The sequence below is a fragment of the Sphingomonas sp. LR59 genome, assembly GCF_036855945.1.
Classification (GTDB): Bacteria; Pseudomonadota; Alphaproteobacteria; order Sphingomonadales; family Sphingomonadaceae; genus Sphingomonas.
On the sequence record NZ_JASPFL010000001.1, the window covers coordinates 699,544 to 726,525 of the forward strand.

The 26,982-nt window shown below is 62.0% G+C and carries 30 protein-coding genes; 13 read left to right on the plus strand and 17 right to left on the minus strand.

Features of this window, described 5'->3' with window-relative positions; genetic code table 11:
- Positions 1-127: 127 nt before the first annotated feature.
- Together QP164_RS03280 and QP164_RS03285 are read left to right on the plus strand one after the other, a co-directional pair.
- Complete coding sequence (locus QP164_RS03280; protein ID WP_132898250.1) at positions 128-910, plus strand: glucose 1-dehydrogenase; 783 nt, start codon at positions 128-130, stop codon at positions 908-910.
- A 124-nt stretch (positions 911-1,034) separates the two neighbouring features.
- Positions 1,035-1,520: a PaaI family thioesterase gene (locus QP164_RS03285; protein WP_056024468.1), complete on the plus strand. Its 486-nt coding sequence runs from the start codon at positions 1,035-1,037 to the stop codon at positions 1,518-1,520.
- Here the strand turns inward: QP164_RS03285 and QP164_RS03290 are convergent.
- Positions 1,517-2,578 carry a glycoside hydrolase family 43 protein gene (locus QP164_RS03290; RefSeq protein WP_132898275.1) on the minus strand — a complete coding sequence of 354 codons (1,062 nt, stop codon included), beginning with the start codon at positions 2,576-2,578 and terminating at the stop codon, positions 1,517-1,519. The genes QP164_RS03285 and QP164_RS03290 overlap by 4 nt on opposite strands.
- A 308-nt stretch (positions 2,579-2,886) precedes the next feature.
- Between QP164_RS03290 and QP164_RS03295 the strand changes: the two genes are divergently transcribed.
- Positions 2,887-3,633, plus strand: coding sequence for an SDR family oxidoreductase (locus QP164_RS03295; protein WP_056504455.1), 747 nt, complete (start codon positions 2,887-2,889; stop codon positions 3,631-3,633).
- Positions 3,634-3,770: 137 nt separating this feature from the next.
- Positions 3,771-4,082, plus strand: a complete 312-nt coding sequence (locus QP164_RS03300; protein WP_333922115.1) for a cupin domain-containing protein — start codon at positions 3,771-3,773, stop codon at positions 4,080-4,082.
- Positions 4,083-4,720: 638 nt separating this feature from the next.
- Here QP164_RS03300 and QP164_RS03305 read toward each other — a convergent pair.
- The 4 genes from QP164_RS03305 to QP164_RS03315 form a co-directional block, all read right to left on the minus strand.
- Complete coding sequence (locus QP164_RS03305) at positions 4,721-5,164, minus strand: SgcJ/EcaC family oxidoreductase (protein ID WP_333922116.1); 444 nt, start codon at positions 5,162-5,164, stop codon at positions 4,721-4,723.
- Between the two features lie 136 nt (positions 5,165-5,300).
- Positions 5,301-5,588, minus strand: a complete 288-nt coding sequence (locus tag QP164_RS19720; protein WP_443027414.1) for a helix-turn-helix domain-containing protein — start codon at positions 5,586-5,588, stop codon at positions 5,301-5,303.
- Entirely contained in the window at positions 5,572-6,093 is a 522-nt protein-coding gene (locus QP164_RS03310; protein ID WP_333922117.1) for a DUF6597 domain-containing transcriptional factor, read from the minus strand. Before QP164_RS03310 ends, QP164_RS19720 begins: the two co-directional genes overlap by 17 nt.
- A gap of 199 nt (positions 6,094-6,292) precedes the next feature.
- The gene (locus tag QP164_RS03315; protein WP_333922118.1) at positions 6,293-8,686 is read right to left on the minus strand and encodes a TonB-dependent receptor; all 2,394 of its coding nucleotides are present in this window, start codon (positions 8,684-8,686) and stop codon (positions 6,293-6,295) included.
- 210 nt (positions 8,687-8,896) lie between these two features.
- Here QP164_RS03315 and def point away from each other — a divergent pair, with 210 nt between their 5' ends.
- The 3 genes from def to QP164_RS03330 are packed head-to-tail and all read left to right on the plus strand — an operon-like array spanning position 8,897 to position 11,582.
- Entirely contained in the window at positions 8,897-9,439 is a 543-nt protein-coding gene (gene def / locus QP164_RS03320; protein WP_333922119.1) for a peptide deformylase, read from the plus strand.
- Positions 9,439-10,731, plus strand: coding sequence for an APC family permease (locus QP164_RS03325; protein ID WP_333922120.1), 1,293 nt, complete (start codon positions 9,439-9,441; stop codon positions 10,729-10,731). The genes def and QP164_RS03325 overlap by 1 nt, the downstream gene beginning before the upstream one ends.
- Positions 10,689-11,582: a TauD/TfdA dioxygenase family protein gene (locus QP164_RS03330; protein ID WP_333922121.1), complete on the plus strand. Its 894-nt coding sequence runs from the start codon at positions 10,689-10,691 to the stop codon at positions 11,580-11,582. The genes QP164_RS03325 and QP164_RS03330 overlap by 43 nt, the downstream gene beginning before the upstream one ends.
- A 105-nt stretch (positions 11,583-11,687) precedes the next feature.
- Here QP164_RS03330 and QP164_RS03335 read toward each other — a convergent pair whose 3' ends face one another.
- The 6 genes from QP164_RS03335 to QP164_RS03360 all read right to left on the minus strand — a co-directional run bounded on the left by QP164_RS03335 (position 11,688) and on the right by QP164_RS03360 (position 18,164).
- Positions 11,688-11,888: a hypothetical protein gene (locus QP164_RS03335; RefSeq protein WP_333922122.1), complete on the minus strand. Its 201-nt coding sequence runs from the start codon at positions 11,886-11,888 to the stop codon at positions 11,688-11,690.
- A complete protein-coding gene (locus QP164_RS03340) occupies positions 11,885-12,496 on the minus strand; it encodes a phosphate/phosphite/phosphonate ABC transporter substrate-binding protein (protein ID WP_333922123.1) in 612 nt (203 codons plus the stop codon). The genes QP164_RS03335 and QP164_RS03340 overlap by 4 nt, the downstream gene beginning before the upstream one ends.
- A 5-nt stretch (positions 12,497-12,501) precedes the next feature.
- The gene (locus QP164_RS03345) at positions 12,502-13,515 is read right to left on the minus strand and encodes a fatty acid desaturase (protein WP_333922124.1); all 1,014 of its coding nucleotides are present in this window, start codon (positions 13,513-13,515) and stop codon (positions 12,502-12,504) included.
- Between the two features lie 72 nt (positions 13,516-13,587).
- A complete protein-coding gene (locus QP164_RS03350) occupies positions 13,588-14,124 on the minus strand; it encodes an alpha/beta hydrolase (protein ID WP_333922125.1) in 537 nt (178 codons plus the stop codon).
- A 310-nt stretch (positions 14,125-14,434) separates the two neighbouring features.
- A complete protein-coding gene (locus QP164_RS03355) occupies positions 14,435-15,859 on the minus strand; it encodes a M20/M25/M40 family metallo-hydrolase (RefSeq protein ID WP_333922126.1) in 1,425 nt (474 codons plus the stop codon).
- Positions 15,860-15,932: 73 nt separating this feature from the next.
- The gene (locus QP164_RS03360; RefSeq protein ID WP_333922127.1) at positions 15,933-18,164 is read right to left on the minus strand and encodes a TonB-dependent receptor; all 2,232 of its coding nucleotides are present in this window, start codon (positions 18,162-18,164) and stop codon (positions 15,933-15,935) included.
- Between the two features lie 314 nt (positions 18,165-18,478).
- Here QP164_RS03360 and dinB point away from each other — a divergent pair, with 314 nt between their 5' ends.
- Together dinB and QP164_RS03370 are read left to right on the plus strand one after the other, a co-directional pair.
- A complete protein-coding gene (dinB, locus tag QP164_RS03365) occupies positions 18,479-19,573 on the plus strand; it encodes a DNA polymerase IV (RefSeq protein WP_333922128.1) in 1,095 nt (364 codons plus the stop codon).
- The gene (locus tag QP164_RS03370; protein ID WP_056485412.1) at positions 19,573-20,169 is read left to right on the plus strand and encodes an alpha-ketoglutarate-dependent dioxygenase AlkB; all 597 of its coding nucleotides are present in this window, start codon (positions 19,573-19,575) and stop codon (positions 20,167-20,169) included. Before dinB ends, QP164_RS03370 begins: the two co-directional genes overlap by 1 nt.
- Positions 20,170-20,420: 251 nt before the next feature.
- Here the strand turns inward: QP164_RS03370 and QP164_RS03375 are convergent, their stop codons facing one another.
- From QP164_RS03375 to QP164_RS03385, 3 genes are read right to left on the minus strand one after another with little or no spacing between them, the layout of a single operon-like run.
- A complete protein-coding gene (locus QP164_RS03375; RefSeq protein ID WP_056025067.1) occupies positions 20,421-20,885 on the minus strand; it encodes a nuclear transport factor 2 family protein in 465 nt (154 codons plus the stop codon).
- Between the two features lie 14 nt (positions 20,886-20,899).
- Positions 20,900-21,310, minus strand: a complete 411-nt coding sequence (locus QP164_RS03380; RefSeq protein WP_056025071.1) for a VOC family protein — start codon at positions 21,308-21,310, stop codon at positions 20,900-20,902.
- Positions 21,307-21,828, minus strand: coding sequence for a pyridoxamine 5'-phosphate oxidase family protein (locus QP164_RS03385; protein WP_333922129.1), 522 nt, complete (start codon positions 21,826-21,828; stop codon positions 21,307-21,309). The genes QP164_RS03380 and QP164_RS03385 overlap by 4 nt, the downstream gene beginning before the upstream one ends.
- 163 nt (positions 21,829-21,991) lie before the next feature.
- On the opposite strand from QP164_RS03385, the gene QP164_RS03390 reads away from it, so the two are divergent.
- The 4 genes from QP164_RS03390 (at position 21,992) to QP164_RS03405 (ending at position 25,588) form a co-directional block, all read left to right on the plus strand.
- The gene (locus tag QP164_RS03390; protein WP_333922130.1) at positions 21,992-22,885 is read left to right on the plus strand and encodes a LysR family transcriptional regulator; all 894 of its coding nucleotides are present in this window, start codon (positions 21,992-21,994) and stop codon (positions 22,883-22,885) included.
- A 307-nt stretch (positions 22,886-23,192) separates the two neighbouring features.
- Positions 23,193-24,281, plus strand: coding sequence for an NAD(P)H-dependent flavin oxidoreductase (locus QP164_RS03395; protein WP_056025079.1), 1,089 nt, complete (start codon positions 23,193-23,195; stop codon positions 24,279-24,281).
- 357 nt (positions 24,282-24,638) lie between these two features.
- Positions 24,639-25,100, plus strand: a complete 462-nt coding sequence (locus QP164_RS03400) for a VOC family protein (protein ID WP_333922131.1) — start codon at positions 24,639-24,641, stop codon at positions 25,098-25,100.
- Between the two features lie 302 nt (positions 25,101-25,402).
- Positions 25,403-25,588, plus strand: coding sequence for a hypothetical protein (locus QP164_RS03405; RefSeq protein WP_332756696.1), 186 nt, complete (start codon positions 25,403-25,405; stop codon positions 25,586-25,588).
- Between the two features lie 83 nt (positions 25,589-25,671).
- Here the strand turns inward: QP164_RS03405 and QP164_RS03410 are convergent, their stop codons facing one another.
- From QP164_RS03410 to QP164_RS03420, 3 genes are read right to left on the minus strand one after another with little or no spacing between them, the layout of a single operon-like run.
- Positions 25,672-25,962 carry a DUF1488 family protein gene (locus tag QP164_RS03410; protein WP_332756697.1) on the minus strand — a complete coding sequence of 97 codons (291 nt, stop codon included), beginning with the start codon at positions 25,960-25,962 and terminating at the stop codon, positions 25,672-25,674.
- A 5-nt stretch (positions 25,963-25,967) separates the two neighbouring features.
- Complete coding sequence (locus QP164_RS03415; RefSeq protein ID WP_332756698.1) at positions 25,968-26,255, minus strand: hypothetical protein; 288 nt, start codon at positions 26,253-26,255, stop codon at positions 25,968-25,970.
- Positions 26,256-26,281: 26 nt separating this feature from the next.
- Complete coding sequence (locus QP164_RS03420; RefSeq protein ID WP_333922133.1) at positions 26,282-26,953, minus strand: SOS response-associated peptidase; 672 nt, start codon at positions 26,951-26,953, stop codon at positions 26,282-26,284.
- Positions 26,954-26,982: the final 29 nt, after the last annotated feature.

Here is a 26,982-nt window from a genome sequence, read left to right on the forward strand (position 1 = left end):
CGGCCTGTCGGCCCAATGAGGCTACTGCACCGGATCGGTGAGGGGATTTCATGGAAGCGGCATCGACCGACTTCGTTCTGAACCATATCCGCGGCGATCGAGCCGCTTCAGCGCGAAGGAAATCGAGATGGCCGACCAGAACCAGAATTACGCAGGCAAGATCGCCTTCGTCACCGGCGCCGCCAATGGAATCGGGCGCACCACTGCCATCGCCTTCGCCGAGGCTGGTGCACATGTCGCCGTCGTTGATCTGAACGGAGACGGCGTTGCCGAGGTCGTCGCGGCGATCGAGGCAGCGGGGGGCAGCGCGGTCGGGATCACCTGCGACGTCTCGAAGAGCGAGGACGTTCGTACCGCGCTCGACAAGACGGTCGAGGCTTTTGGCGGCATCGACATCGCGTTCAACAACGCCGGTATCGAGCAGCAGCAGATCCTGCTGGCGGACCTCAGTGAGGAGGATTTCGACCGCATGACCGCGATCGATCTGCGCGGCGTGTTCCTCTGCATGAAATACCAGATTCCGCTGATGCAGAAGCGGGGCGGCGGCGCGATCGTCAACACCTCGTCGGGCGCAGGCGTCGTCGGAATTGCAGGGCAGGCCGGGTACGTTGCCGTCAAGCACGGCGTGATCGGAATGAGCAAGTCGGCTGCGCTCGAATATATCGGCGACAATGTCCGCGTGAACGTCATCTGCCCCGGCATCATCGAAACGCCGATGATCACCGACCGGGTGTCTGGCGGTACCGAGGAAGGCCAGAAGAAGATGATCGCGCAGGAGCCGATCGGCCGCATGGGCAAGCCCGAGGAGATCGCCGCCGCGGTGCTCTACATTTGCTCCGACTCGGCTGCGTTCATGGTCGGTCATGCGATGGTCGTGGATGGTGGACAGACGGTCGGTCTTGGCGGTTGATCAGGTACTGGCAGCGCGCGCAGCGGCCAGTCGTGGCGCCGCTGCCTCGTTCCGAGCGCCTGGAAATCGTTGAGATCCAGTCGTTGCCTCTGCTTTACCAAGAACCGCTATGTGAGATCGACCCATGACGACTGACCTTCCGATCACTCCTGACGGGCTTGCCCAGGTTCGCGCGATGCTGGCGACCGGGCGGCAGCCTCCGCTCGGGGAAAAGCTCGGCATCTCGCTGGTCGAGGTCGAATACGGGCATGCCGTCTTCGAAGCCACGCCGGACGGCACGTCCTACAATCCGATGGGAACGGTGCACGGCGGGTATATCTCGGCAATCCTCGACAGTGCCTGCGGCATCGCTGCGCACACCGGGTTGAAACCGGGCTTCGGCTATACGACGCTGGAGTTGAAGGTGTCGTTTCTACGCCCGCTGAACGATTCCAGCGGGAAGATCCGGGCGGTCGGACGCCTTGTGTCGATGGGCGGTCGCGCCGCATTTTCGGAGGCGACCCTGGTCAACGAGAAGGGGCAGCTCTGCGCGACGGCGACGTCGACGCTGCTCGTCTTCGAACTTCGACCACGAAAAGCGGTAGCAAATCCGGCTGATGGCGCCTCCTAAGAGCCTGGCCTCGCTTTAGTCGCCACCGGCAGGCGTCGGGCCGTCACGCCGCCCTGGGTCAGAACGACCGGCGCTATGCTGCCGTCTTTACGGAAATGCATCCGCTCGATCGCGACCTGACGATGATTGCCGTTCGTCTCACCCAGGGGACGTCGGTGATAGACGATATACCAATCATCCGTTCCAGGGATGCAGACAGCGGAATGATGCCCCGCGCCGCGAGCGACGCGCGCGTCCTGCTCGAGAATCTTGCCGCGCGGTGTGAACGGTCCGAGAGGGTTGGAAGCCGTAGCGTAGGCGACGCTGTACAGCGGTCCCGTCCACTCGCCTTCCGACCACATCAGGTAATAGATTCCGCGCCGCTTCAGCATGAACGGTCCCTCGACATAGTCGGCGGAGGGGGTGATCGCCTTGTACGTCTCGCCGTCCGCGAACGGGGTGAGGCTGGTGAGGTCTCGCGACAGCTTCACAACGTTGCAGTGTTTCCAGCCGCCATAATACAGGTAGCAGGTTCCATCGTCGTCGCGGAACACCATCTGGTCGATCGGCTGCGCGCCGTTGACGATGCTGCCGATCAGGGGTTTGCCGATCGCGTCGCGGAACGGGCCTTCCGGGCGGTCGCTGACCGCCACGCCGATTCCGCCGCGCTGTCGGTCGGTCTTGATGTCGTTCGCGCCGAAGAACAGGAAATAGCGGCCATCCTGCTCGATCGCCGAAGGGGCCCACACCGCATAGGCCGCCCAGTCGACGTCCTTGACGTCGAGGACGCGCGGATGGCGGGTCCAGGATACCAGGTCTGGCGAGGAGAACGCGTCGAGAAACGTCTGTCGCAGAAACGGGCTCCATATCGTCGGCGAGGCGCGTTCATGGGTTTGCCAACGGGTGAACCGGCTGGGCGGGGCGGGGACGGGCCCGTCGGCGGAATAGGTCGGATAGATCCAGTATCGATCGCCGAAAATGCGGATCTCCGGATCGGCGTACCAGCCCGGCAGAACGGGATTGGCTGCCCACGCAGTCCTCGAAGTGGCAGCGCCAACGGCGAGTCCCGCCAACAGCATTCGTCGATCGATCAAAGGCATTACTGGGTCCGTTGCAGTTTGGACGGGTGTGCTTTGAAACGGTATTCGCCGTATTTAACGCGAATGACCAGCGTGTCATCCAGACAATCTCCCGGATTTGTCGACCAATCGATCGCGGAGTCGCGTTGGATGCTGATGGTTCGGATTGATGAAATCTGTTCATCGAAGCATCAACCAGATAGCGGGTAATCTAGCCTGCCGCGTGTCCCATATTCCGTCTGCAACGTAAGCACATCGAGGTCGGCGTATCGCCGCCCCGATCAATTGCTGAAATGGAGGGCAGTGAAATGACTGACCGTATCAAAGATAAGGTCGTCGTGATTACCGGCGCCTCGAGCGGCCTCGGCGAGGCGGCGGCACGGCATCTGGCGGCGTGCGGCGCGACGGTCGTGCTCGGCGCGCGCCGTACAGGTCGCCTCGAAACGCTCGTCGCAGAGATCGTGGCGGCGGGCGGACAGGCTCTGGCTGTGCAGACCGACGTTACCGACCGTGCAGCGGTCGCCAACCTCGTCGACACCGCCGTACAGCGCTTTGGCGGGATCGACGTCCTCATCAACAATGCCGGGATTATGCCCCTGTCGGCTTTGGAAAGCCTCAAGGTGGATGAATGGGACCGCATGGTCGACGTCAACATCAAGGGCGTGCTGTACGGAATCGCGGCCGCGCTGCCGCATATGAAGGCGCAGAAATCGGGCCAGGTGATCACGACCTCTTCCGTTGCCGGCCACGTCGTCTTCCCAGCATCGGCGGTCTATTCCGGCACGAAGTTCGCGGTCCGCGCCATCTGCGAAGGCTTCCGTCAGGAAGTGAAGGACTACAACATCCGGACCACTATCCTGTGCCCCGGCGCGGTGAAGACCGAGTTGCTCGAGCAGATCTCGGACGAGGGCGTCCGCTCCGCAAACAGCGATTATGTCGGCAAGGTCGGTATCTCAGCCGACAGCTTTGCCAGGATGGCGGCGTTTGCGATCAGTCAGCCCGATGATGTCGACGTCAACGAGATCATCTTCCGCCCGACCGCGCAGCAATTATGATTTTTGGCTTCACAGCAGAGGGCCACCGCAGCGTTGCGCACTGTTTATCGAGGACGATGATGATCAGAGTTCTGACAATTTCGGCAATTCTCCTGGCGTCCAATGGCGTCGCACACGCACAGCAAGGAAAGAGCAAGATGGATATATCCCGCAAGGCAGACCTGAAGACGGTCCCCGGCCCCGACGCGTATTTCACCGGCAAGGTCACGATCACCGGACAATTCCAGCGGCCCGAGCCGTCGCGCGTCGGCGGTGCCGTGGTCCATTTCGAGCCGGGCGCACGCACCGCCTGGCATACCCACCCGGCCGGGCAGACGCTCATCGTCACCGAAGGTGTCGGCTGGACGCAGGTCGAGGGCGGACCGAAGCTCGAATTCCATGCGGGCGACCAGCTCTGGTGCCCCCTGAACACAAGCACTGGCATGGCGCGACCGCGCATGACGCCATGACTCACATCGCCATCCAGGAATCTGTGAATGGCACACCCGTAACCTGGATGGAAAAGGTGAGCGACGAGCAATATCTCGCGCCGTTGGCGAAGGGCTGAGTGGTACCGCACGTCATCGTCAAGCTATGGCCGGGCAAGTCGGACGATCAGAAGCCGGCTTGCTGACGCGATCACGGAGAGGGTGACCGGCATCCTCCGCTATGGCGATGACGCAGTATCGATCGCGTTTGACGAGGTCGTGCGAACGACTGGAGCGAACCGGTCTACAAGGTCGATATTTTGGGTCGATGGAACGATCTCGCCAAGCGACCGGGATACGGCGATCGCCCTCAGGACAGAGGCGCGACGCCTGATCCGGACGAAGCCTTCACGCGGGCGAACAGCGGCGCCATCCTAAACTGAGGCTTGGCACGCGGTCGATGGCGAGCGATCGCGTATTATAAGTTCGCTCCCGCGTCGGCAGCCCGGAAGCCGACCACAAATATTTCGATGAACAAATGTCTGAAGTTGGGAAGCCGAAAACGAACCGCGAATGACCGGCTATGGGTCTTCGCCGCCAAAGCCGGTGAAAGAGGAGGTCGGGCAGAGCCCCTGAGCTGATTTGTCAGCAGGGCCTCTGCGTTTCCGATCCTGCGTCGGCTATCGCTGCTTTTGACGAATAGGGTCAGACTTTTGCGCTTGCTCATTGATCTGAACGTTAGAACCATGCGCGATGACGAGTTCATCCGCTTGCGGGATCAGAACGAGTGACATGCGATCGCGGCTTGGCGGCATCTGCTCGCCGAAGGGCGTTTTGAATGCGCCAATTGTCCATCGAAGCACGGTGACGACGGCTCCTCCGGGCAGCGCGACGGCGGACTCGACTGCTTCGAGCATCAGAGGGACACCCTTGAACATGATGCCGAAGTACACGCGGTGAGCCTGGTCGACCTGCGCCTTGCCCTGCCAGTGCATGCCCACGATGTTCACCCAGTGCACATCATCAGCGTACAGCTTGGCCATCGCGTCCATGTCGGAGGCGTTCCACGCATCGGCGTATCGTTCCGCCAGCCGCCGCACCTTGTCAGCCGTCGTGTTCAGCATCGCTGCCCCTATCCCACTGCTCATTAACGGTCCTACCGCAAGTAGCCCCAATATCGTTTGCCGCCGGTCCATGTCGCATCCTCCATAGCTGGGACCGGATTAGCGCCGGCGACACGACCGCGATTGAACAAAAGCGTCAGCGCCCTCGGGCCCATTCTGCAAAGAAGCTGGCGGGAGGACCTCCGGCGAGGGCACGGCAATCGCGTACAAAGTGTGCCTGATCCGCATAACCGGCGTCGTGGACCAACTCCGTCCAGGTAGCACACGGCAAGCGGACCTTCGCGTCGAGTACTGCATTCAGGCGTACCGTTCGCGCGAACAATTTGGGGGTGAGGCCGACCTGCCGCTCGAACCGGCGCGTGAACTGTCGGTCACTGAGTTCGGCCCCCGGGCAAGCGCGCGCACGCTCAACCTTCCCCCGCACGTTGCAACGCCGCGGCGGAACACGCCACCGGGTCAACGGGGGATAAGGGATCGAGTTTGCTCCTCAACCAGCGCTCTGCGGCGCTGACCCGCTCATCGAAGTTGCAAGCCAACATGACTGCATCCCGCAGATCCGTCGCGGCCGGGCCGATGACGTCGCTAATCGCGACGCCTTCATTGACCAACGCGGTCATCGGCGTGCCGAACAGAGCATGGAATCCAGCAGGCTGAAATCGGATCGTGAATACGTGGATGCTGCCGGACAGGATGAGGCGTGTGCGCCGGTAGCTTTGGGGGCCGACGATCACGACTTCGGGCGCGAATGATGCTGCGCGATCATCGTGCGAAACGCGATAGCGATCCTGCAGATAAAACTCGATGAATTGATCAGGTCTCGCCGGTAAGGGTGACGTGACGGCATCCACGCCAAGCTGCGCCTGTCGCTCGGCAAAGGAACGCACGATGCCCCTCAGACTCGCATCAGCCTGGCGTTGATCGACGATCATGCTGCATCATCGCGCAACCGAACCGCGCGCGCTAGCTTCATTACTGGCAGCGAGTTCATGATCGACTTCGGCACCGTGCCCACCGTGTGAACAAGTGTCTGAAGTTGGGAGTCGGCAAACTCGCTATGAACGGCCGGTTGTGGGTCATGGAACATCGCGGTTTCTTGGCGAGCTCGGTCCGGGCTCGTCGACATCCCCCCTAAAACCGCAACGAACTTTCGACACCGAACTCCTGCGGCCGACCGGGTGTGTAGCGGTCGATGCCAAAGCCGCCGAAATACCCCGTACGGGCCTGCTGCGTCACCTTGTCCAAGACGTTGGTCCCGTAAACGCCGATCCGCCAGCGCCCGTCAGCGTCAGGTGAATAGTCGAGCCGGAATCCAACCAAGGCATAAGCCGGCAAGCGGCAAACATAGTCGGCCCCTGACTGGCACGCCGGCTTCTTGCCGACACCGCGGACGTCGACACTGGGTGTCACAAGCCCATCTCCAACATGCAGATCATAGGCTACGGCCGCGCTGTAGGTATATTTCGGTGCGGAATTGACCGGCGTATCGAGCGTCAGAGTTACGGCGTTCGGGCGAATGCTGTCATAGCCCTGCGTCAGATACGAGACGTTGCCCCGTACCGTCAGATCCCGCACCGGCCGCAGCACGAATTCGCCTTCGAACCCTGCCTCGTGAGCGGAGGCCGCGCTCTGAACCTGGCGCGTAGAGACGTTGCCGACCAGGACGTTCACGCTCGCCTGGATGTCGGTGTATTTCTGATAGAAGCCGGAAAGGTTGATTACTGCTCGCCTATCGAGAAGGTCGAGCTTCACGCCGGCTTCGTACGACCACAGCTTTTCGGGGTCGTAGGAAGACGGGAAGCGTCCGTCGGCTGAAGGTCCGCCCAATTGCTGGTTGAAGCCGCCGGAATTGTAGCCGTGTGCGGCAGTCAGATAGGTGAAGACCGTGTCGGACCAGCGATAGGAAAGCTGAAGCTTCGGATCGAAGCCGTCCCAGTGATCGGTATCGCGCGCTGTGAATGGGGCACCACCGCAGTTGGCGATCCCTCCGAGAAAGTCACCGTTGAAATAGCCGCACTGCGTCGGCACCCCGTTGTAGAGGAACGTGTTCTCTCGGCCGGCGAAGAAGACGTAGCTCGAGCCCGTCTTGCGATCATAGGTGTAACGCCCGCCGAGAGTCGCCTCGAGTTTCGGCGTGATCTTGTACGACGCCTGCGCGAAGGCTGCGTAGCTGCGATACTTGAGCGAAGCGTCGTAGACGTAGCCAAGCGGATCGATCCAGTCGGGTCCGGTATCCTGGAGGAAGTCGGTCTTCTGCTGGAAATAGAAGGCGCCGGCGAGAAACGTCAGGCGGTCGTCCAGGATGGTACCACCGATCGTAAGCTCCTGCGTGAACTGCGTGCTGCGAGTGTCATCATATTCCGCGTAGATGTCGTTCGGGGCGTTGTTCACTGGCGTGTAGAACTGGGCGTGCGAGCGGCGATACGCGGTAATCGAATGCAGGGCGATGCCGCCGCCCAGATCATATCCGAGACGGCCGTTTAGTGTCGTTGCGTCGGTGTCGTTGAAGGGGCCACGGCCCGCATAACGAGAGATACCGCCTGCATCGCCACCGCGCGCGATGTCTGTCACGGCCGCGCTCGTAGGCGCAAGGAGAGTGGCGCCGCCATAGACGGTGTAGTCCTTCCCCAACACGGGATAGGCCGTGCAATAGGGGACGGCGTGCAGGGCATCGTAGTTTTGAATGTATCCCGCGGTGGAAAGGCAGCCGACGGGTATGGTCGCGCCGCCATCGGTCTTCGACCGGTTATACTCGCCGAGCAGATCGATCGTGAGGGGCCCGCCCTTGTCGACACGCAGCTGAAGGCGGCCCGACTGATTGTTGACGTTCCCGCTGCGGTCGTCGTCCAGAACGTGCTTGATATAGCCGCGTACGCTCTGCGTGCGAAAGCTTGCCCGGGCATAGATGCCATCGGTCAGCGGCACGTTGAGCGCACCCTCGGTATCGATCCGCCTGAAGCTGCCAGCGCGGACCTGCGCAAAGCCTTCAAACCGATCGGTCGGACGCTGCGTCGTGAGCAACACCGCGCCTGCCGTCGTGTTCTTACCAAACAGCGTTCCCTGCGGGCCTTTTAGGACCTGCAGCGACGCGACGTCGTAGAAGTAAAGGTCGTTGCCTTCCTGCCGGCTGACGTACATCTCGTCGACGTAGAAGCCGGCCTTTGTGTCCGAATTGACCTGATTGAACGTCTGTCCGATCCCGCGAATGGTGAAGCTCGTGCCGCCGGACAGCAGGGGTACCAGTTCGAGATTGGACACGGCGCCGCGCAGATCCTGGAAGTTGCGGATGTTCTGCTGGACAAGGTTCCTGTCCGACAGGACCGTCGCGGAAACCGGCGTGGTCAGCAGACTCTCTTCCCGGCGGCGAGCGGTGACCGTGATCTCGCCGTCGTCGTCCGTAGGGGCGGCTTCAGCCGCGTTGGGCGACTGCGCGATCGACTGCGCGGTAACTGGCGAAGCTGCCATGCCTGCAATCAATGCAAGCGCCGAGAACGCGCGCGTCGTCGATGACGGATGTGCTGCCATGATACCCCTTTATGTCAGCGTTTGCCGCTGCTTGCCCTGTATGGCGATATCCCTATGCTGACAGTGGGGATTGTGGACAGAGCTTTTGTTTTGCGCTGCATCGCTCGGCTTTCGGTGCCTGGCATGGCATGATTTTCATCCTGCAGATCAGGTTGCAGGCAATCGAGTGGGTGAGGGCTGAGAGATGGTCATCAAGCTGGTGGTGTTGCTGTGATCAGGCCGATCTTGAAGATGGGGGATCCGCTCCTTCTACGCATTGCGCGGCCGGTGGTCGACCTCGCCGACCCGAAGTTGAGAAAGCTTATTGCTGACATGCACGATACGATGGCTGCGGCAAACGGCGTCGGCCTGGCAGCGCCGCAGATCGGCGTTGAGCTGCGCGTCATGGTCTTCGGCTTCGACGACAACCCGCGCTATCCAAACGAACCACCGGTGCCGAAGACCACGTTGATCAACCCGCAGGTCGACATCCTGACCGATGAGACCGAAGAGGGGTGGGAGGGATGCCTTTCGATCCCGGGCCTGCGAGGATCGGTGCCCCGCTCGACGCACATTCGTTACCGTGGCATCGGCGAGGGCGGTCGCGACGTCGTCCGCGAGGCCCGGGGTTTTCACGCCCGGGTCGTCCAGCACGAGTTCGATCACCTGAACGGCGTGCTGTATCCGCAGCGGATTGCCGACATGACGCAATTCGGGTTCACCGACGCTTTGTTCCCCGACAGCGACCTGGCCGCGCTCGAGACGGATCGGTGATGAGACTGGGTTCGAAAGACGCGAATGAGGTCGTCAGTCCAGACCGGGTCAGTCTCGTTCGCTCGCTCGGGCGGTGGGGGCTGACGGCGCTTACAATTAATTGCGTCGTCGGCGCGGGGATCCTCGGACTGCCAGGCAAGGTCTATGCGCTTGCAGGCGCCTCGACCGGCTGGGTCGTAGCCGGTGCAGCCATCCTCGCGTTAGCGGCCGCGCTATGCCTTGCGGAGCTTGGCAGCCGCATGGACGGAAGCGGGGGCCCTGTCGAATATTGCACGGCGGCCTTCGGTCCGGTCGCGGGGTTCGCGGCAGGCTGGCTCTTGTGGGCGGCGACCGTTTTGGCTGCAGCGTCTCTGCTCAACCTCTTCGCTACCATGGTGGCACCTGACGCACACACCATGATAGTGGTCGGTACGGGACTGGGACTGACCGTCCTGACCTGTGCAGGCATGGGGCGCTCGGCAATCGCGAGCGGTGCGTTGACCGTCCTCAAGCTCGGTTTGCTGGCGGGGGTGGCCATCGCTGGCCTTACCGCATCAGCGGCTCCCGCTACCTTACCCTCTAAAGCTGCACAGCCCGTAACGGCGCTGATCCTGATGTTCTTCGCATTCGTCGGGTTCGAACGACCAACCGCGGTCGCAGGTGAGGTGGTAGACGCGCGCCGCGCAGTTCCGTTCGCCCTGCTTGCCGGTATGGCGGTGGTCACTGCGCTGTATGCAGGCGTGATCGCCGCATGCTGGCGCGGCGTGCCGAGCCTCGCGCTGAGCGAGCGTCCCGTCGGAGATCTGCTCGCCCGCTTGTTCGGGAACGAGGTTGCGCGTGGCGCCGAGCTCGCCGCAGCGGTGATCGTGCTCGGTACGCTCGTCAGCCAATGGATCACGGCTCCGCGACTTATGCTTGCGCTGTCAGAAAGCCGCCAATTGCCGGCGATATTCGGCCGCATCGCGTCAGGCAGGGGGACGCCGGACGTGGCCATCGTAACGACCGGCATCGTCGCCGTTTTTCTGGCGCTCGGAGGCGATTTCGTCACGGGCATCGCAGCGTCAAGCGCATCGCGGTTGCTGATCTTCATGGGGTGCGCCGCGGCGCTGCTCCGTCTTCGTCGCCAGCGCGGCATTCCGGAAGCCCGCTTTCACTTGCCGCTTGGAGCGGCAGTCGCCACCTGCGTGATCCTGGTGTGTGGGGTGCTGCTCGTTGTGGCATCGGCCGAGCTTGCGCGGCTGGGTGTTCTGATCGTAGTTGGAGGATTGCTTTGGCTGATATCGAACGGGAGCCGCTGGTTTCAGCGGGTGTAGTCGACACCGCGGGTCTATCAGTCGCGCCATCCGGCCCGGTACTAGGCGCGGAAATCTCCGGCCTGCGTATCGATGGATCAATCGATGCGCCAGTGACCGCAGCTCTTCGCGATCTGCTGCTGCGCCACAAGGTCCTGTTCTTTCGGGATCTCGATCTCACCCACGAGCAGCATCTGACGCTGGCCAGGGTGTGGGGTGACCTCGAAGGGCATCCGGTCATCAAGCATGTACCGGGATATCCCGAAATCCTCGACATTCGCGGTTCGGAGGGACGCGTCGAGGACAACGCCGGCAACCAGCGCTTCCAGACGCTCGACAAGTGGCATGCGGACGTAACCTTCCGCGCCGCACCCTCGATGGGGGCGGTGTTGCGGGCACGCGAAATCCCTAAGATCGGTGGGGACACGTTATGGGCCGATGCCGCCGCGGTTTATGCGGGGCTTCCCGACGAGGTGAAAGCGCGGATCGCAGGGCGGACCGCGACGCATGACCTGCTCTTCGATTTCGGCGACCGGATCGAGCCCGAGCGCCGGGCCGCGTTCGCCGAAGAGTTTCCGCCACAGCACCATCCGATCGTCCGGGTGCACCCCGAAACGGGGGAGCAGGTCCTGTTCGTCAACGCGAGCTTCACCAGTCGGATCGACGGGATAGATGAGGCCGAGAGCGCAGAATTGCTCGGGTATCTGCTCGATCGGTTCAAGGTGCCCGAATATCAGGTTCGCTTCAGATGGTCGCCGAACGCGGTCGTCATCTGGGACAATCGAGCGACGCAGCATTATCCCGTCGCAGACTATTGGCCTGCGCGCCGCAAGATGGAACGTGTAACGATACGCGGTGACATTCCGGTCTAAACGCTTCTTCGCTTCCAGCATCGATGTGTTGCAAAGCAGGGCGGGCGCCGCACAGGCTCACAATGACGCAACCGAGATTAGCCGTCTGATGATGGGGCGGGGTGGTCATCGCAGGTTCGGGTAGCCGAAGCGGATCGCCGTTTGTTGCAGCGCGTGGATCGGGGCCAGCGCGTCGAGGTTCGCGGTGATGATCCCCGCCAGCCCGAGGCTGGCACGAGCCTCCGCAAGGCGTGGGTCCGTCATGACCTGTTGCAAGGCAAGTCGCAGCGCTGCGATCGTCTCGACGCCCGTCGCAGCGGACGTCACGAACGGCAGCGTCGGAGAGGCCGGGCTACGGGCGACGATCTTGAGGGGGCGGTCAAATCTGGTTCGTGACGCACCAGCGTCGCATAGGTGACGGTGTCGATCGCCGCGATATCCGCGTTCCCTGCGACGATCGCCGCAACGCTGCCGCGATGCGATCCGGTCTGCACAACGCGAGCGAAGAAGGCACTAGTCTCGGCTATCGGCGCTAACGTCGCGCGGAACAGGTTCATTCCTGTGTTCGACTGCGGATCGTTGATTGCGGCGCGGGTGTCGCGGTAGTCGACCAGCGACCTCCGTCCATCGTTCGCGCGCGCCACCAGTACGCTGGCATGTGTCGCGTCGCTACTCGTGAACCCCGGCATATCGTAGATCGGTAAGGCGATCACTTGCAGGGCAAGGCTATCGTCGGCGATCAGCGGATAGCCGCACGCCTGCCCGAACAGCAGGTTCGGGTCCCGCCAGAGATCATGGACGTGGCGCGCCCGGTCGAGGACGTCGGGCACGCCGTCGACCCCCCGTTTGCGCAGGATGCGGACGATCGCGGACCAGATCCGGTCGTTGGCGGACTGCTGCGCCGGATGATCGTACATTCCAAGCGATGCGACCATGCGGCTCATACGGTATGTTGCCGGGCACCAGGATGGAGCATGTCGTCATGCGATCGAAACGCGAAACGCCGGACGATCTCACGATAGCCGCGATAGACCGGCGCGCCCTGCGCCACGAACCGGTCACGGTGGCTGCTGTGATAGGACGGGAGGCGATACCAGGGGAGCCCCGGCCGTTCGTGATGCGCGGCATGGAGATTGTTGTTGAGGTACAGAAGCGCGAACAGGCCGCCGCGCTCGACGATGGCGGCGCGTCCGGGACTCGTGAGGTCGGCACGATGCTCCGCATAGGAGCGCAGCATCGTCAGCGCGGTGCCCGGATAGACGAATGCCAGCACATACTTGGCGAGGCTCAGTCCGACATGATCCAGCCACCACAAGATCGCAGCTACGCCGATCAGATGCGGCACCCAGTCCCGCGCGACAGCAACAGGGTTGCGAACGGCGCGGCGCGCCTCGCTGAATAGGAATCGTCCGATCGACAATGCCGGGCCGAAGATCATCTGGCCAACCACGGTCGATTGTAGCGAGGCGATGAGGGCGTCGTGTCGGGAGAGATGGTAGCGCGATTCAGGATCATGTCGGGGATCGGTGATCACCTCGGCACCGTGATGCGCAATATGGCTTCGACGATACAGCCGATACGGCAGCCAGAGTGACAAGGGGGCAAATCCAATTGCACTGTCGATCCGGCCGATCCCGGTCGGATGGCCCTGGATCGTCTCGTGCTGCAGCGATCCCTGCCAGGCGATAAACCATCCGCCGAGGACGATAAGTACGGGCAGCGGAACCTGCGCGTGAAACGCGGTAAGCGCGATCCAGCTGGCGTAGATCAGCACCGCGACCGTGAGCGTGGGCCACTCAATGACGGACATCCTTGCGAAGAGATTACGCATATCCAACTCCTTGGCTGATGCTAACATCCCCCAGAGTGATAGGAATTTAAAGCAAGCAAAGGTGCGCGGCTGGGATAGGTTTGCTTCGTCACGAGGATACGCGGGCTCGCCGACCCCAAACACGAAGTATGATCTTCGACAGAGCGCTCACATTGCCTGACGTTCGGCAGGTCTTACTGGGCAGCCGGCGTCCAGCTAGGCGTCCCCGATCGCCTGGATGATGCGATACGCAGCAACGACGTCGCGCTCGACGACAGCCGAGGTAAAGCGTTCGATGATGGCGCGGAGGCGGTTGGTCGGCGCCGTCGCAGCGTTCAGGAGTGGGCCATCAATGAGGCGACTGCCCCATTCTACGCCCAGGCGCTGCGCTTCGTCATCGGCGCCGACGACGATCGATGGGAAGGGCAAGCCGATTTTTGGCGCCGCGAAGTTACGTTGGTCCAAGCTCGTGCCTTCGGGGGCGACCAACAAGGCGCCGGCAACGTTCGCGGTATAGGCTTTCGGTGAGAGTCGCGCCCACCATGCGGCGGCCGCGCAGGCGCTGCCCTGCGCCAGGAGCATGACGGCACGATCAGACGCCGATACGGCGGCATCGATCCGCGCCGCCAGCGCCGTTCGCTCAGAAGCGGTACGGCTGCGAACAGCGATATGCTGCGGATCGCCAAACCGGGGAAACTCCTGAAAACGCCCGAATATAGGGTCGGCCTTTTCGGGAACGAGCGCGATGAGCATCAGCCGATGGCTATCTAGGACAGCAACAGACACAATCCGGTCTCCCTCTCCGTGAATGCGTAAGCTGCCTTCTTCCGGTCGACGACGCAACGCAGCTCCTCAGATACGCGCCAGACCGTTCTATCTCGGGCTTCGGTGGAAATCAGAGCAATCCGATTTCACACGAAATACCGTCCCAGTCGCCAAGTCACTTAAGCGGCGCATCTTCCTTCTCATCAAATAAGGGAGCAAAAAGCTTCCGTCTCGTTCAAGACCAAACATTGAACGCGAACGTGTCGCGCTGCCCCGTTCACGTTGAATCTTCTGTCTCTCAGTGCGATGCGAAGTAGGTCGCAAGATCATAAATGTAGTCGCGGCCACGATACAGGGCATCAGACGAGATGCGCTCGTTCAGTCCATGCGTGCCGGCCGTCGCAGGATCGTTCCACAGCCCGGGAATGCCATAGGTCGGGATGTTCAGCTTGCTCAGGTATGTTGCATCCGTTGCCCCGGCCGACTGGGTCGGGATGACCGGGATGCCCGGAAAATGCTTGGCGCCGATCGCCGCGATTGGCTTCAGGATCGCGGGATCCAGTGGCGGTGTCACTGCGACCGGGCGTTCCTGGATCTTGCTACGGAGCACCTTGACCTGAGGGTCGGCGATGACTTGCTCGATGGCGGCCTTGGTCTGGTCCGCGGTTTCGCCCGGCGCGATCCGGCAGTTGATCGAGGCAGTGACGCGCTGGGGCAGGGCGTTGGCGGCATGCCCGCCTTCGATCAGGGTCGCCACGCAGGTCGTGCGAAGCAGAGGATTGAGGCTCACGTCCGACAATAGCTGCGCCGCAGCCTTAGCGTCGTCAGGTTGCTTCGCAAGCTGGACCATCGCAGCCCCGATGGCATCCTTCCGCAGGGCACCGGCCTGCGCCAGATACGCCGTCGAGACCGGGTTGAGGTTCACCGGGAATTGCAGTGTGCTGATCTTGGTCAGAGCCGCAGCCAGACGATAGATCGCGTTGTCGGGTTGCGGCTGCGAACTGTGTCCGCCGCGGTTGGTGACTTCGAGGATGAAGTTGCGCGGTGATTTCTGCGACACTTGGACGCCGAGCGTCTCCGGGCCTCCGCCAGGTGCCGTTCGGCCACCGCCGCCTTCGTTGAACGCGAAGCCGGCCCTGACGAGTTCCGGCCGGTTGTCGACCAGCCAGCCGGCACCGTTGAGCACGCGTTCGTTCGTCCCTTCCTCGCCGCAGGTCAGCGCGAGCTTCACGGTACGGCGTGGCTTGAACCCCGACTGCTTCCAGCGGATCAGCGTGTCCGAGAAGATCGCAGCCTGTGCCTTGTCGTCGCTGCTACCGCGCGCGTAGAAATAGCCGTCCTCCTCGATCAGCGTGAACGGGTCGCGGACCCAATCCTCGCGCTTAGCTTCGACGACGTCGATATGCGCGAGTAGCAGCAGCGCCGGCTCCTTGGCGTTCGATCCTGCGTAGGTCGCCACGAGGCCCCCGTCGCGCGGGCGGCCGTCCGGCACGTATAGTGTGAGATCGCGGTCGGTGAAGCCGGCCGTGCGCAGCCGGGCCGCAACCTGTTGCGCGGCCTTGGTGCAGTCGCCGACCGACGAGGTCGTGTTCGTCTCGACCAGTTCCTTGTAAAGGCTGCGGAAGGCGGTTCGATCGGGACGTTCCGTTGCTCCCTGAGCGGTCGCAGCGAGCGGAAGGATCAGGGCGACGGTCGCCATCAGGGCAGGCGTAATGTGCTTCATGCTATGTCTTCCTGGTCGATGAGATTGGGTAAAGGGCCGGGAACGGTGACGCCGTCGACCCGGCAGGTGGTCTTCAGAAGCTCTTGCGGACGTTGATGCCGATCGTCCGGGGTCGGGAACTGACGTAATAGTCCGGTACGCCGGTCGCGGAGGCAACCCGGTTCAGGCCGTATTTGTTGAAGACGTTGTTGGCGAACAACGAAACAGCAAGCCCGTTCTGCGCATCGACGCCAATGCGCGCGTTGAAGATGCTGAAGTTGCCGATCTCGCGATAGAACGCATTGGTCTCTCGCAATTCGGTGTTCATCCGCCCGGTATAGGTCCAGTCGAACCGCACCAGACCTGTCAGCGTATCCGTCAGGGGCGGGGAATACTCGACACCAGCCGACGCCGTCGTCTTCGGTATGTACGCCAACGTATCGCCGGTGCGGCCGGGAGCATTGATGAACCCGGTGGAATCGACCTGGTCCGAAGTCAGCTTGGCGTCGTTGTAGTTGACGCTGCCATTGATGCTGAGGTGGCGGACGGGGCGAACGCTTGCTTCGACCTCGACACCCTCGACCCGAACGCCGGCGAGATTGTAGATGAAGTTGAAATTGCCACCGCCCTGCTGGAGCGTCGATACCGAGGTCTGTACCTCGTCCCAGTCGGTCCGATAGATCGCGACGTTGAGCGTCGCCTTCCGATCGAACCACGACGTCTTCGCGCCGACCTCATAATTCCACAGCGAGTCCGGACGATAGACGAGATACTGAGCCGGCAGATTGGGAATGTTGTTGGCGCCGCCGGGACGAAACCCCTGCGCGGCGTTGGCGTAGACCAGGGCGTCACGCGTGACGCGAAGTTCGGCGTTGAACTTCTTCACCCAGCCCTTGGCGTTGGCCTTGGTTTCCTCATAGGGGCGCGGTTCCTGGCCGTTGGTGAAGTTGTAGCCGAGATATTCGCCGCCGACGGTCTTGGTATAATCGAAGTGGCGCAGGCCGACCGTCAGGGTCAGCGGCGACAGCAACCGGTAGCCGACCTCGCCGAAGAACGCGGTCTGCTTGACGCTGGTCAGGATGTTGCGACCGCCCAGATTGTCGACCGGATCGCGCTGTCCGCCGCTGACCGGGTCGCCGGCAAAGGGCAGGGTGTCTACGCGGTCGAAGCGATCCTCGTGGAACACGCCGACGGTATAGCTGAGTGGGCCATTCCCGTTCGAGCCGAGCCGTGCTTCCTGGATGAAGTTCCGGACATAGCGCGGCTGATAGGCACCAAACGGTGCCTTCGACCGGGCATAGGCCTGATACGCCGTACGTTGTGCAGGGGTACAGGTCGTCGTCGGAATGCCCAGGGCGACGCGGGTATAGAGCGGGCACCACCGTGCGCCCGAAACCACGCTGGCGAACGCGGCATTGTTGTCGTTGGTGCTCTCCACGTTCCAGCGATACCAGGACGCACTGGTCGTCAGGGTCGCGAAGCCGAGATTGAACCGCCCGACGCCGTTGTAGAGTTGCAGCTTGTCATGCCACGGCTGGAATATCTGGAAGTCCGCGCGGAACGGCCCGAGGACCGAGTTATACTGCGCGGTGCCGTCGATATTCTGGGTCTGCAGCAGCGCGGTCGCAGTAATGGAAACATTGTCGCTCGGCGTGAAGCCCAGGATGACGCGACCGCCTTCGAGCGTCGCGCGGTTGGTGTTTTTCCGGTCGAGCAGCGTGTAGTCGACATAACCGCCCTGCCGCTCGCGGTAGCCGACGACGCGCAGCGCGAGCCTGTCCGCGATGATCGGGACGTTAATCGCACCCTTTGCGAAATAGCCGATACCGCCGTTCTGCGTGGTGGTCGCCTGGAGTTCCGCCGTACCGTCGTATTTGCTCGCATCAGGCTGGTTGAACAGCACGCGCAGGGTGCCGCCCATCGATCCGGATCCATAGAGCGTACCTTGCGGACCGCGCAGGACTTCGACGCGTTCGACATCGAAGAGATTGAGGTTCGGCGTGTTTCCGGCGGGGTCCGAATTCGTCCCGGAAGGACCGGTCAGCGGCGTTTCGCCGTAATACAGCCCGACAGTGCTTTCGCCGGCCGCCTGAACGCCGCGGATCGAAACGCGCGTGCGTCCTGAATCGCTCTCCGTCAGCTGCAGTCCCGGGACTTGCCGAATGATATCGGCAATGGTCGTCGCGCCGAGCTTGGCCAACTGGCCTTCCCCCAGCGCCGAGATGGCGATTGGCGTTGTCTGTACCGTCGATTGGCGACGGAGCGCCGTGACGACGATGTCGCCGGAAGCATCCGCACTTTCGGCAGGCGCGGGGGCTGATGGCACGTCCACGGGCACGGTTTGTGCCAGCAAGGGGCAGGGCAGAGCTACGGTCGTTAGAATTAAAAAGCCGGATCGCACGGATACTAGCATTCTGCCCCCATTTGTCGTTTCAGCGTGTCCTCTTCAGGCTCACGCTCCGGGAGAATGGACTCATATCCCATTGGCTCAATGGGATATGGAATTGGAGCTGGCGAAGATAATCCATGTTGCACAAACCTGTCCGATCGAGGCCTCGTTCGAGCTGACGACGCGGCGTGGGATACACTCACTAGAAACAGTGTTCCCCATTCGTTCGTTTTGCGATATTCAGCTCGACCATGGTCGTCGAGCCCAGCCGCAAGATCATTCACGTCGATATGGACGCCTTCTTTGCCTCCGTGGAGCAGCGGGACAATCCGGCGCTCCGAGGCCAGCCGGTTGCGGTCGGTCACGCGGGGGCTCGTGGCGTCGTCGCGGCTGCCAGCTACGAGGCGCGCGAATACGGGGTGAAGTCCGCCTTGCCTTCGGTGACGGCACAACGTTGCTGTCCGAACCTGATATTCGTGCCGCCACGCTTCGAGGTTTACCAGCAGGTGTCCCGACAAATTCACGCGGTATTCTCGCGCTACACGACCTTGATCCAGCCGTTATCGCTGGACGAGGCTTATCTCGATGTCACCGACAACAAGGTGGGCCTGCCGACGGCGTGGCTCACCGCGAAAGCCATCCGTGCGGACATATTCCGGGAGACCGGACTGACGGCATCCGCGGGGATTTCGTACAACAAGTTCCTTGCCAAGATCGCGTCCGATCACCGAAAGCCGAACGGTCAGTTTGCGGTCACTCCGGACATGGGGCCGGCCTGGGTCGAAACGTTGCCGGTCGCCCGGTTTCACGGCGTCGGTCCTGTCACCGCGGCTAAGATGAAGCGGCTGGGTATCGAGACGGGAGCCGATCTTCGCGCACAGTCGCTAGACTTCCTGCGGCGGCATTTCGGCAGTTCTGCCGAATGGTATTACGGCATCGCTCGTGCGCGGGACACGCGTTCCGTCAATCCGAACCGGGTCCGCAAGTCGTCCGGTTCGGAAACGACGTTCGACCGCGATCTGACGGACGAGAGCGAGATCGAAACCGGGGTGCTGCGGATGGCGGACGATGTCTGGAACTGGTGCGAACGGCGCCGAGCGTTCGGTCGGACGGTCACCGTGAAAATCAAATATGCCGATTTTCAGCAGATCACGCGAAGCCGCAGCCAACCGACGGTCGTGACCGTCCACGACCAGTTGCGTCAGGCGGCGATCGATCTCGTGCGTTCGGTCTTTCCCTTGGCCAAGGGCATCAGGCTGGTCGGCGTAACGGTGTCGAACTTTGCGGGGGCGACGGCGGCAGAGTTGGAGCAATTGCCGATCTTCGCAGCGCCCGCAGCGGCATAATGCTCGATCTTTTCGATATGCCGGTACTACCTGGGCTTCGTGCATGTCCCGACTTCCTCGATCGGGACGAGGAACAGGCACTGATCGTGCGGATCGACGCGACCGATCCGACCCCGTTCAAGTTCCAGGGCTGGACCGGCAAGCGCCTCACCACGTCATTCGGCTGGAGTTACGATTTCGAGGTGGGACGTCCGGTGGCTGCCGAACCGCTTCCCGATTGGCTGCTTCCGATCAGGGACCGCGCGGCACGTTTTGCCCAGCTGGACCCGACCCTTCTCGTTCAGGCACTGCTGATCCGGTATGATCCTGGCGCAGGCATCGGCTGGCACCGTGATCGACCGGTATATGAGGATGTCATCGGCATATCGCTCGGCGAGTCTGCGACGATGCGCTTCAGACGCCGGTGTAAAGGTGGCTTCGAGCGGGCTACTGCCCCGCTCGATCCCCGCGCCGCTTACCAATTAAGCGGAGCTGCTCGCCACGAATGGGAACACAGTATTGTCGAGATGGACCGACCTCGGTGGTCGATTACATTCCGCAGTCTGTCTATGATCGGGCGAAAGAATTTGGCTGGAGAACCCATATCCCGCTCTTAGAGCGTAACATGCCGTTCCGCAGAGATCTGATTAACGAATGTCCGAAACCGGACGGCGGAGAGTTACCCGCGAATGTCCACAACTGGGTCCTCCCAGCAACTGAGCGGTCGATGACAGCATTATTCAGCGTCAGCGGCTTCCTGACAGGCGCCGCCTTCCAGTTTTCTGTCGGCCTCTCAGTGTCGGGAACCCACCCACACTCTGGCCGACGGCGCATCAACCAAGACCGGTAGGAAAACAACGGCTTGAAGCTACAGCCCAAGTTCCTCCAGCCCCGGATGATCCTCGGGCCGTGGCCCGAGCGGCCAGTGGAACAGTCGCCCCTTTTCGGAAATCGGAACGTCGTTAATGCTCGCCATCCGGCGCGCCATCAGGCCATCGAGCGTGAATTTCCAATTCTCATTGCCGTAGGAGCGATGCCACGCGCCGGCATCGTCATGCCACTCATAGGCGAAGCGCACGGCAATTCGATCGCCGTCATGCGCCCACAGGCCCTTGATAAGCCGATACTCGTGCTCGCGACGCCACTTTGCGGTTAGGAAGGTGACGATAGAATCCCGCCCCCGAAGGAAATCAGACCGGTTTCGCCACTGGCTGTCCTCGGTATAGGCGAGCGCGACCCGCGCTGGATCGCGGCTGTTCCAGCCGTCCTCGGCGGCGCGGACCTTTAGCGACGCAGTCTCATGGGTGAAGGGAGGGAGGGGCAGTCGTGGCATCGAGACGGATCCTTTCAGTCAAAGGGCGTGGCAAACTCCAGACGGATCCCGCCCGGAATGAGGATCAGGAAGTGGCGCGCCGTTGATCCGGGACGGATGGCGCCCGGCGCTGCGTCGACCACGACTTCTGGATGCGCCGTCACGGCGGCCCACGCCGCTGCCAGTGCAGCATCGTCGGCGACCGAGAGCGAGAGATGATGGAGACCGATATTGGCGCGCCGGTCAAAGGCGCGGGCCGTCACGGGGTCGGCCGCGCGCCACAAGGTCAGCAGGATTGTGCCGTCCGATACGAAGATAGCAGGATAGTCGGGCACGCCGCCTACTTCATCGAATCCGAGCGTGTCGCAGAAGAAGGCGCGTGCCTGATCGAGGTTGGGCACGGTTAGCCCGACATGGTGGACGCCGCGTGTGAGTTTGCTGGTCATGATGCTACCCGTTCAAGTTGAGCGATGTGGGCTCGAAGCACCGCAATCTCGTCAATGAGCGGCTGGGAAGTGCGGCGCACTTCCGCCTCGGTGAAACGCGGCGTGATATGCTGCGGGCAGTTCCAGTCGAACCCGACGACATCGATCAGAAAGCCACGCTCCGGCTCGGCCGCGTAGCCGGACGGCATGAGCGCTGCGATGACGGCGGGGTCTTTGCTCACGTGGGCATGGCCGATGATCTTGAGGCGCCGGCGGTTCGGATAGTCCATTAAGAACAGCGCAACCCGGTCGTCGGCCGCAATATGCGCGACGGAGAGATATTGTCGGTTGCCGCGAAAGTCGGCGAACCCGAAACAATTGCCCCCGAGGTGTCTGACGAAGCCGGTTGCCCCGCCGCGATGCTGGACATAGGGCCAGCCATTTTCGGACGTGCTCGCCAGGTAAAAGCTGTCGCGGGCGGCGATGAACGCAAGTTCTTTGGCCGTAATCCGGTCGACCGTCTCCGCGCCGGCTTCCATGCGTGCGTAGGACGCTCGCGACCCCGCTGCTTCTTGCAGCGCGCGAGCGCGTGGTCCGAAAAGGGTGTGGAGATATGCCTGCGCCATGGCCACGAGGATGGCGAGTTGCCCGCGATGTGATAATTCGCAATTACTGATACGGACTATTGCGATACGGGGAATAATGGACCGCTTCGAGAGCCTTTCCGTCTTTGTCGCGGTGGCAGAGCAGCGCGGCTTCGCGGCTGCGGCGCGCGTCCTCAATCTGTCGCCTCCTGCCGTGACCCGTGCGGTCGCGGCGCTGGAGCGGCATCTGGGCGTGACGCTGTTCCACCGCTCGACGCGAGCGGTGTCCCTGACGGACGACGGGGCAAGCCTGCTCGATCGGGCGCGGCGCATACTCGCGGACATTCGTGAGGCGGAGCAGATCGCCATGGGCGGTCGCTCGGTTCCCCGGGGGCAGCTCTACGTAACTGCGCCGGTCATATTCGGGCGGCTGCATGTGTTGCCGGTCATCAGCGCGCTGCTGGCCAGCCACACCGGCCTCAACGCGCGCATGATGCTGCTCGATCGTAATGTCCGCATCGTCGAGGAGGGTGTCGATGTGGCGGTGCGGATCGGAACGCTGGCGGACAGCACGCTGCGCACCGTGACGATCGGTTCGGTCCGTCAGACCATCGTGGCAAGCCCGGGCTATCTTGCCGAACATGGCTTGCCCATCGATCATGGCGACCTGGCCCAGCATCGGTGTATCATGGGTAGCGGTGTGCGCGCCGGCACCCGATGGTCGTTTGGCGCGCGCGGCGAGAGGCTGTTGGAAATCGTCCCCCGCCTGACCGTCAACGGCATCGATGCGATCCTCGCTGCTGCGGAAGCAGGCGTCGGCCTTGCCAATGTACTGAGTTACCAGTCGGCCGCGCATATCGCGAGCGGGCGACTCATTGAGGTTTTGGCCGATCATGCTCCGTCCGCCATGCCGGTAAGCCTGCCCTATGATCCCGGTCGAGCCGCTATGCCCGCGGTCAGGGTGTTCATCGATGCGATGCGGGAACAGGGGCGGCGGGGCGTGTGGTCCTGACCGGGACCGCCGGACAAGCTATTTCGCGGCGAAGGCTCGGCAGATTTCCATTTCAGCATTCCTCCCGGTGAAGGCTCAAACGCAGGCCGGCGGCGTTCCGGCGGCGTTCGCCCATTGATCGCGGCGTCGCCGGCGCCTGAACGAACTGCAAATGTGTGGATGGGCGAGAGCGGTTCGGCAATGTCGCTTTCTGGGTCGGAGCGGTTGAAGGGCAGACGATCCGCACCTAGCCCACCTGGCGCCATTCACTTAATGCACTGGCGTAGTCATAAGCGGACAATTGTTCATAACCGGATCCGGCGTAGGTATGTCTCTCATCGATCGGTTTGAACTCTCGGTGCCCTTGATCCAGGCGCCGATGGCAGGCGTCGCCACACCTTCGCTGGCGGCAGCGGTATCCGAGGCGGGAGCCTTGGGATCGATCGGAGTAGGCGCGACCGACGCCGCCGGCGCACGGGCGATGATCGAGGAGGTGCGCAGCAGCACGACCCGCGCGTTCAACGTCAACGTCTTCGTCCACGCTGGCCCAAAGGCCGATCTGTCGCGGGAAGCGCAATGGCTGGATTGGCTTGCCCCGCTGTTCGCCGAGTACGGCGCACAACCCCCGACGGCACTCATGACCATCTACAAGAGCTTCGCAGATGATCCCGACATGGTGGCGGTACTGCTCGACCTCGCGCCGCCAGTGGTTAGCTTCCACTTCGGGTTGCCGTCCGCCGACGTGCTCTCGGCGTTGCGAGCGCGTGGTATCTATCTCATGGCGACCGCAACCAGCCTCAACGAAGCACACGCGATCGAGGCCGCCGGGATCGATGCGGTGGTCGCGCAAGGGATCGAGGCTGGCGGGCATCGGGGTGTCTTCGACCCCATCGCGCCTGACGACGCGCTCGGCGTATTCGCGCTGACCCGGCTCCTGGTGCGCAAGAACAACCTACCAATCATCGCTGCTGGCGGGATAATGGACGGCGCCGGCATCGCCGCGGCGCTCGACCTGGGCGCATCGGCAGCGCAACTGGGAACTGCCTTTGTCGCGTGCCCGGAGTCGGCCGCAGACGATGCATACCGGGCGGCCCTCACCGGTGAGGGCGCTTACCACACCGTCCTCACTTCGCTAATTTCTGGTCGACCCGCGCGTGCGCTGGCCAACCGGTTCACGGCTCTGAGTCAGTCGGTTGATGAACGCCGACCGCCTGATTATCCTATCGCCTATGATGCGGGAAAGGCCTTGCACGCGGCTGCCAAGGCGCAAGGCGAGCACGGTTTCGGAGCGCAATGGGCGGGGCAAGGTGCGCCGCTTTCTCGTGCCATGCCGGCAGCAGCCTTGGTCAGGGTGCTGCGAGAGGAATTTGAATTGCGACGGATTAGAGGCTCGGTTGAGCGTTGCGACGTTCCTTGATCGGACTGGCCGTTTCCCCACTAGAAGCCGTATAAGCAGACCTTTCAGCGTACTGAAAGCCTCAAATCATGATGAACCAGCGCCCGAAGTTAAGAAGCAAGGTAAGGGGCGCGGGCGTCCTTTTGTTGGTCTCCGCGGCCGCTGGTCGCCTGATCGCTGCATGATCACGCTCGTCTGCTCCCAAGGTCTTTCGCATCCTGGAACTCGCTGCTTTAAAAGGCTCAAAGCCTTTCCGTTTCTCCGTGTCCACCAGCCCATGTTGGGAAAGTGTATGCGGGAAAGGGTTTAGGGAAAGCGGTTTACGATGGTGAACGGTCGCGTGGTAAGCACGGGCGGCATACCAGTGAGAGGGCAGTAATGACGGACGCCACAAACGTAATTGCCGTGGACCACACAGGCTTCGCTGTGTCTTCTTTGGACGAAGCCGTTCGGTTCTGGACGGGAGCGCTCGGTTTCACACTTGAGCGGCAATCGGAGATGGGGGGCGACTTCCTGAATCAGGTGACCGGTGTCGATGATCCGAAAGTGAGAACGGCGATCGTCAAGGCACAAGACGGCTACGTGATCGAACTGTTGGAATATTCAAACGGGCTCCAGAACGGGACGGTGCCCAGCGGCGCAGGATCGATCGGAGCGGCCCACCTGGCTCTGACCGTAAAGGACATTCATGTCGCCATTGCCCGTGTCGAGGCAGCAGGATGGAAGGCGAAAGGTAATCCGCTGCCGATCCCAGGTGGTCCACGGAAGGGAACGTTGGTGGCCTACGTTTCAGGCCCCGATCATATCACGATAGAGCTTATGCAGCCGACAGCCCGTTAATGGGCCGGCAAAAGCTTTGCCGCCTCATCATCCTTTGAAAGCTGGCGAGTCAGCGTGCAGGGCCGAGGCTCAGCACCTTCTCTGCTGCAATACTGAATGGATGGCAGAAGTTGGGGAGCCAGAAAGAGGCCGCGAATGACCGCAAGTGGGTCCATTCGACTATCGGTCCTCTGACGCTACGCCATCATCGAGATTCGTCAGGAGCGGTAACGCGAGCGCTTGCGGGCGGGTGTCGGGTATCGTCCGCCGGTTCGCAACCGAGCGGTTTCTTGGATCGTTCGGTGTGGTGAAGGAGAGCAAGCATGATGACCACCCCGAAATCGGAAGACCCTGGTTTTGAAACCGACGTCAATGAACTTCCGGACGACAACAAAGGGCCGGAAGATACCTTAGAGGATAAGTCAATCGCTGACGAACAAAAGCCAAGCGATCTTGAGGAAGCGCAGAAGGAAGGCGCGGAAGAGCGAGAAGAAGGCGGCTTATATTAAAATAAGCATGTAGCCGACGTAGGCCCGGAGCGTTAGCCGCCCCGGGCCAATAGCCCGCTCGGATTGCAACCGTGCTTTTGGCACTAAAGCGCTACATCTGCAGTCGTAAGCAGGATTGGTGGCTCACCACCGAGGCGTTTCACAAATTCGCGCTGGGCGATGCGATGAATGTCGCTTTCAAATTCGATGAAGACCTCGACCGCAGTTTCCGGGTCAATTCCTTCCAGCTCTGGGTTCAGCATCTCGGCCAACGCTTCGCTGGTGATCAGAAACTCAACGGGGCCAAAGTCGGTCGCGCCGGTGAAGCCGATGCTGTCACGCTCGGCCACCCAATATCCGTCACCGCGCTCGAACCGGACGCTGGATTTCGCCATAGCTATTACTCCTTTTCGCTTGGGATAGGTGGCAGGTGCTCGGCAATTGCTGCGATAGCCTCGCCAGTGAACGTCGTACTGGAAACTCCTTCGATCTGAACGGGATGATCCGTGGTCAAGGTAGCCGTGTCTCTATGTTCAGGATCCAGCCTGACCCAATCCCGCACCGCGCGCTCAAGGTTCGTCACCTCGGCAATATCAGTTTCACCACGGGGCACGTTTTCCAATGACGCACTCTTCCGCCAGTTGATGTCCGGAGTCTTGGCGCTTTCGCCCCATGTCGCTTCTGTCATTGTCAGTCACCTTACAGGTTTAACGGCTAGAATAGCACAGGCGATCGGGCATGGTCCGCGTCTGCCGTGACCAAGCCTTCAACCCGCATCAATTGCGAGGGGTAGGCCGCGACCAAGTCCTTCAGATCGTCCCAGGGGGCGGTAAGCCACCGATCATAATCGCCGTCGTGTAGGATGACCGGCATGGCCTTGGGGTGGACGAGCGCCACGATCGCGTTCGGCTCTGTGGTCAAGAAGCCATAGGCGTTGTCGCGTTCGGTCGGTCGCCAGATGCCTGCAAACGCAAAGATTGGACGGCTCGGCACGTCAAACCAGTGAAGGGGCTTCTTGCCGTCTTCGCCGGGTGCCAATCCATATTCGGAAAAAGCTGTGACCGGAACGAGACAGCGTCGCGCAGGCGTCATCAACATCGAGCGCCAGAAGCTCGAGTTCAGGTTGCGCACGTTCGTCACGTACTTGGTGAGCTTAACCGCGGGGTCGCGCGCGCTGGGCACCTGCGTCGGTACGCCCCATTCCATCCGCTCGAGTTTACGCTCACCGCCGTCCTGTACGATCACCTTGCCGTAGAACGGCGTCTTCTTTCCGGTCGGAAAGATGTCACCGACGGGGTATTCCTCGTCCCTATCATAAGGAGGCCGGATACCGAAGGTGACCGCAAGGTCAGCTTCCTTCGCCGTCATACGATACCGGTTGCACACGAAGCGTATTCCTAGGGTTGGCGCCGACG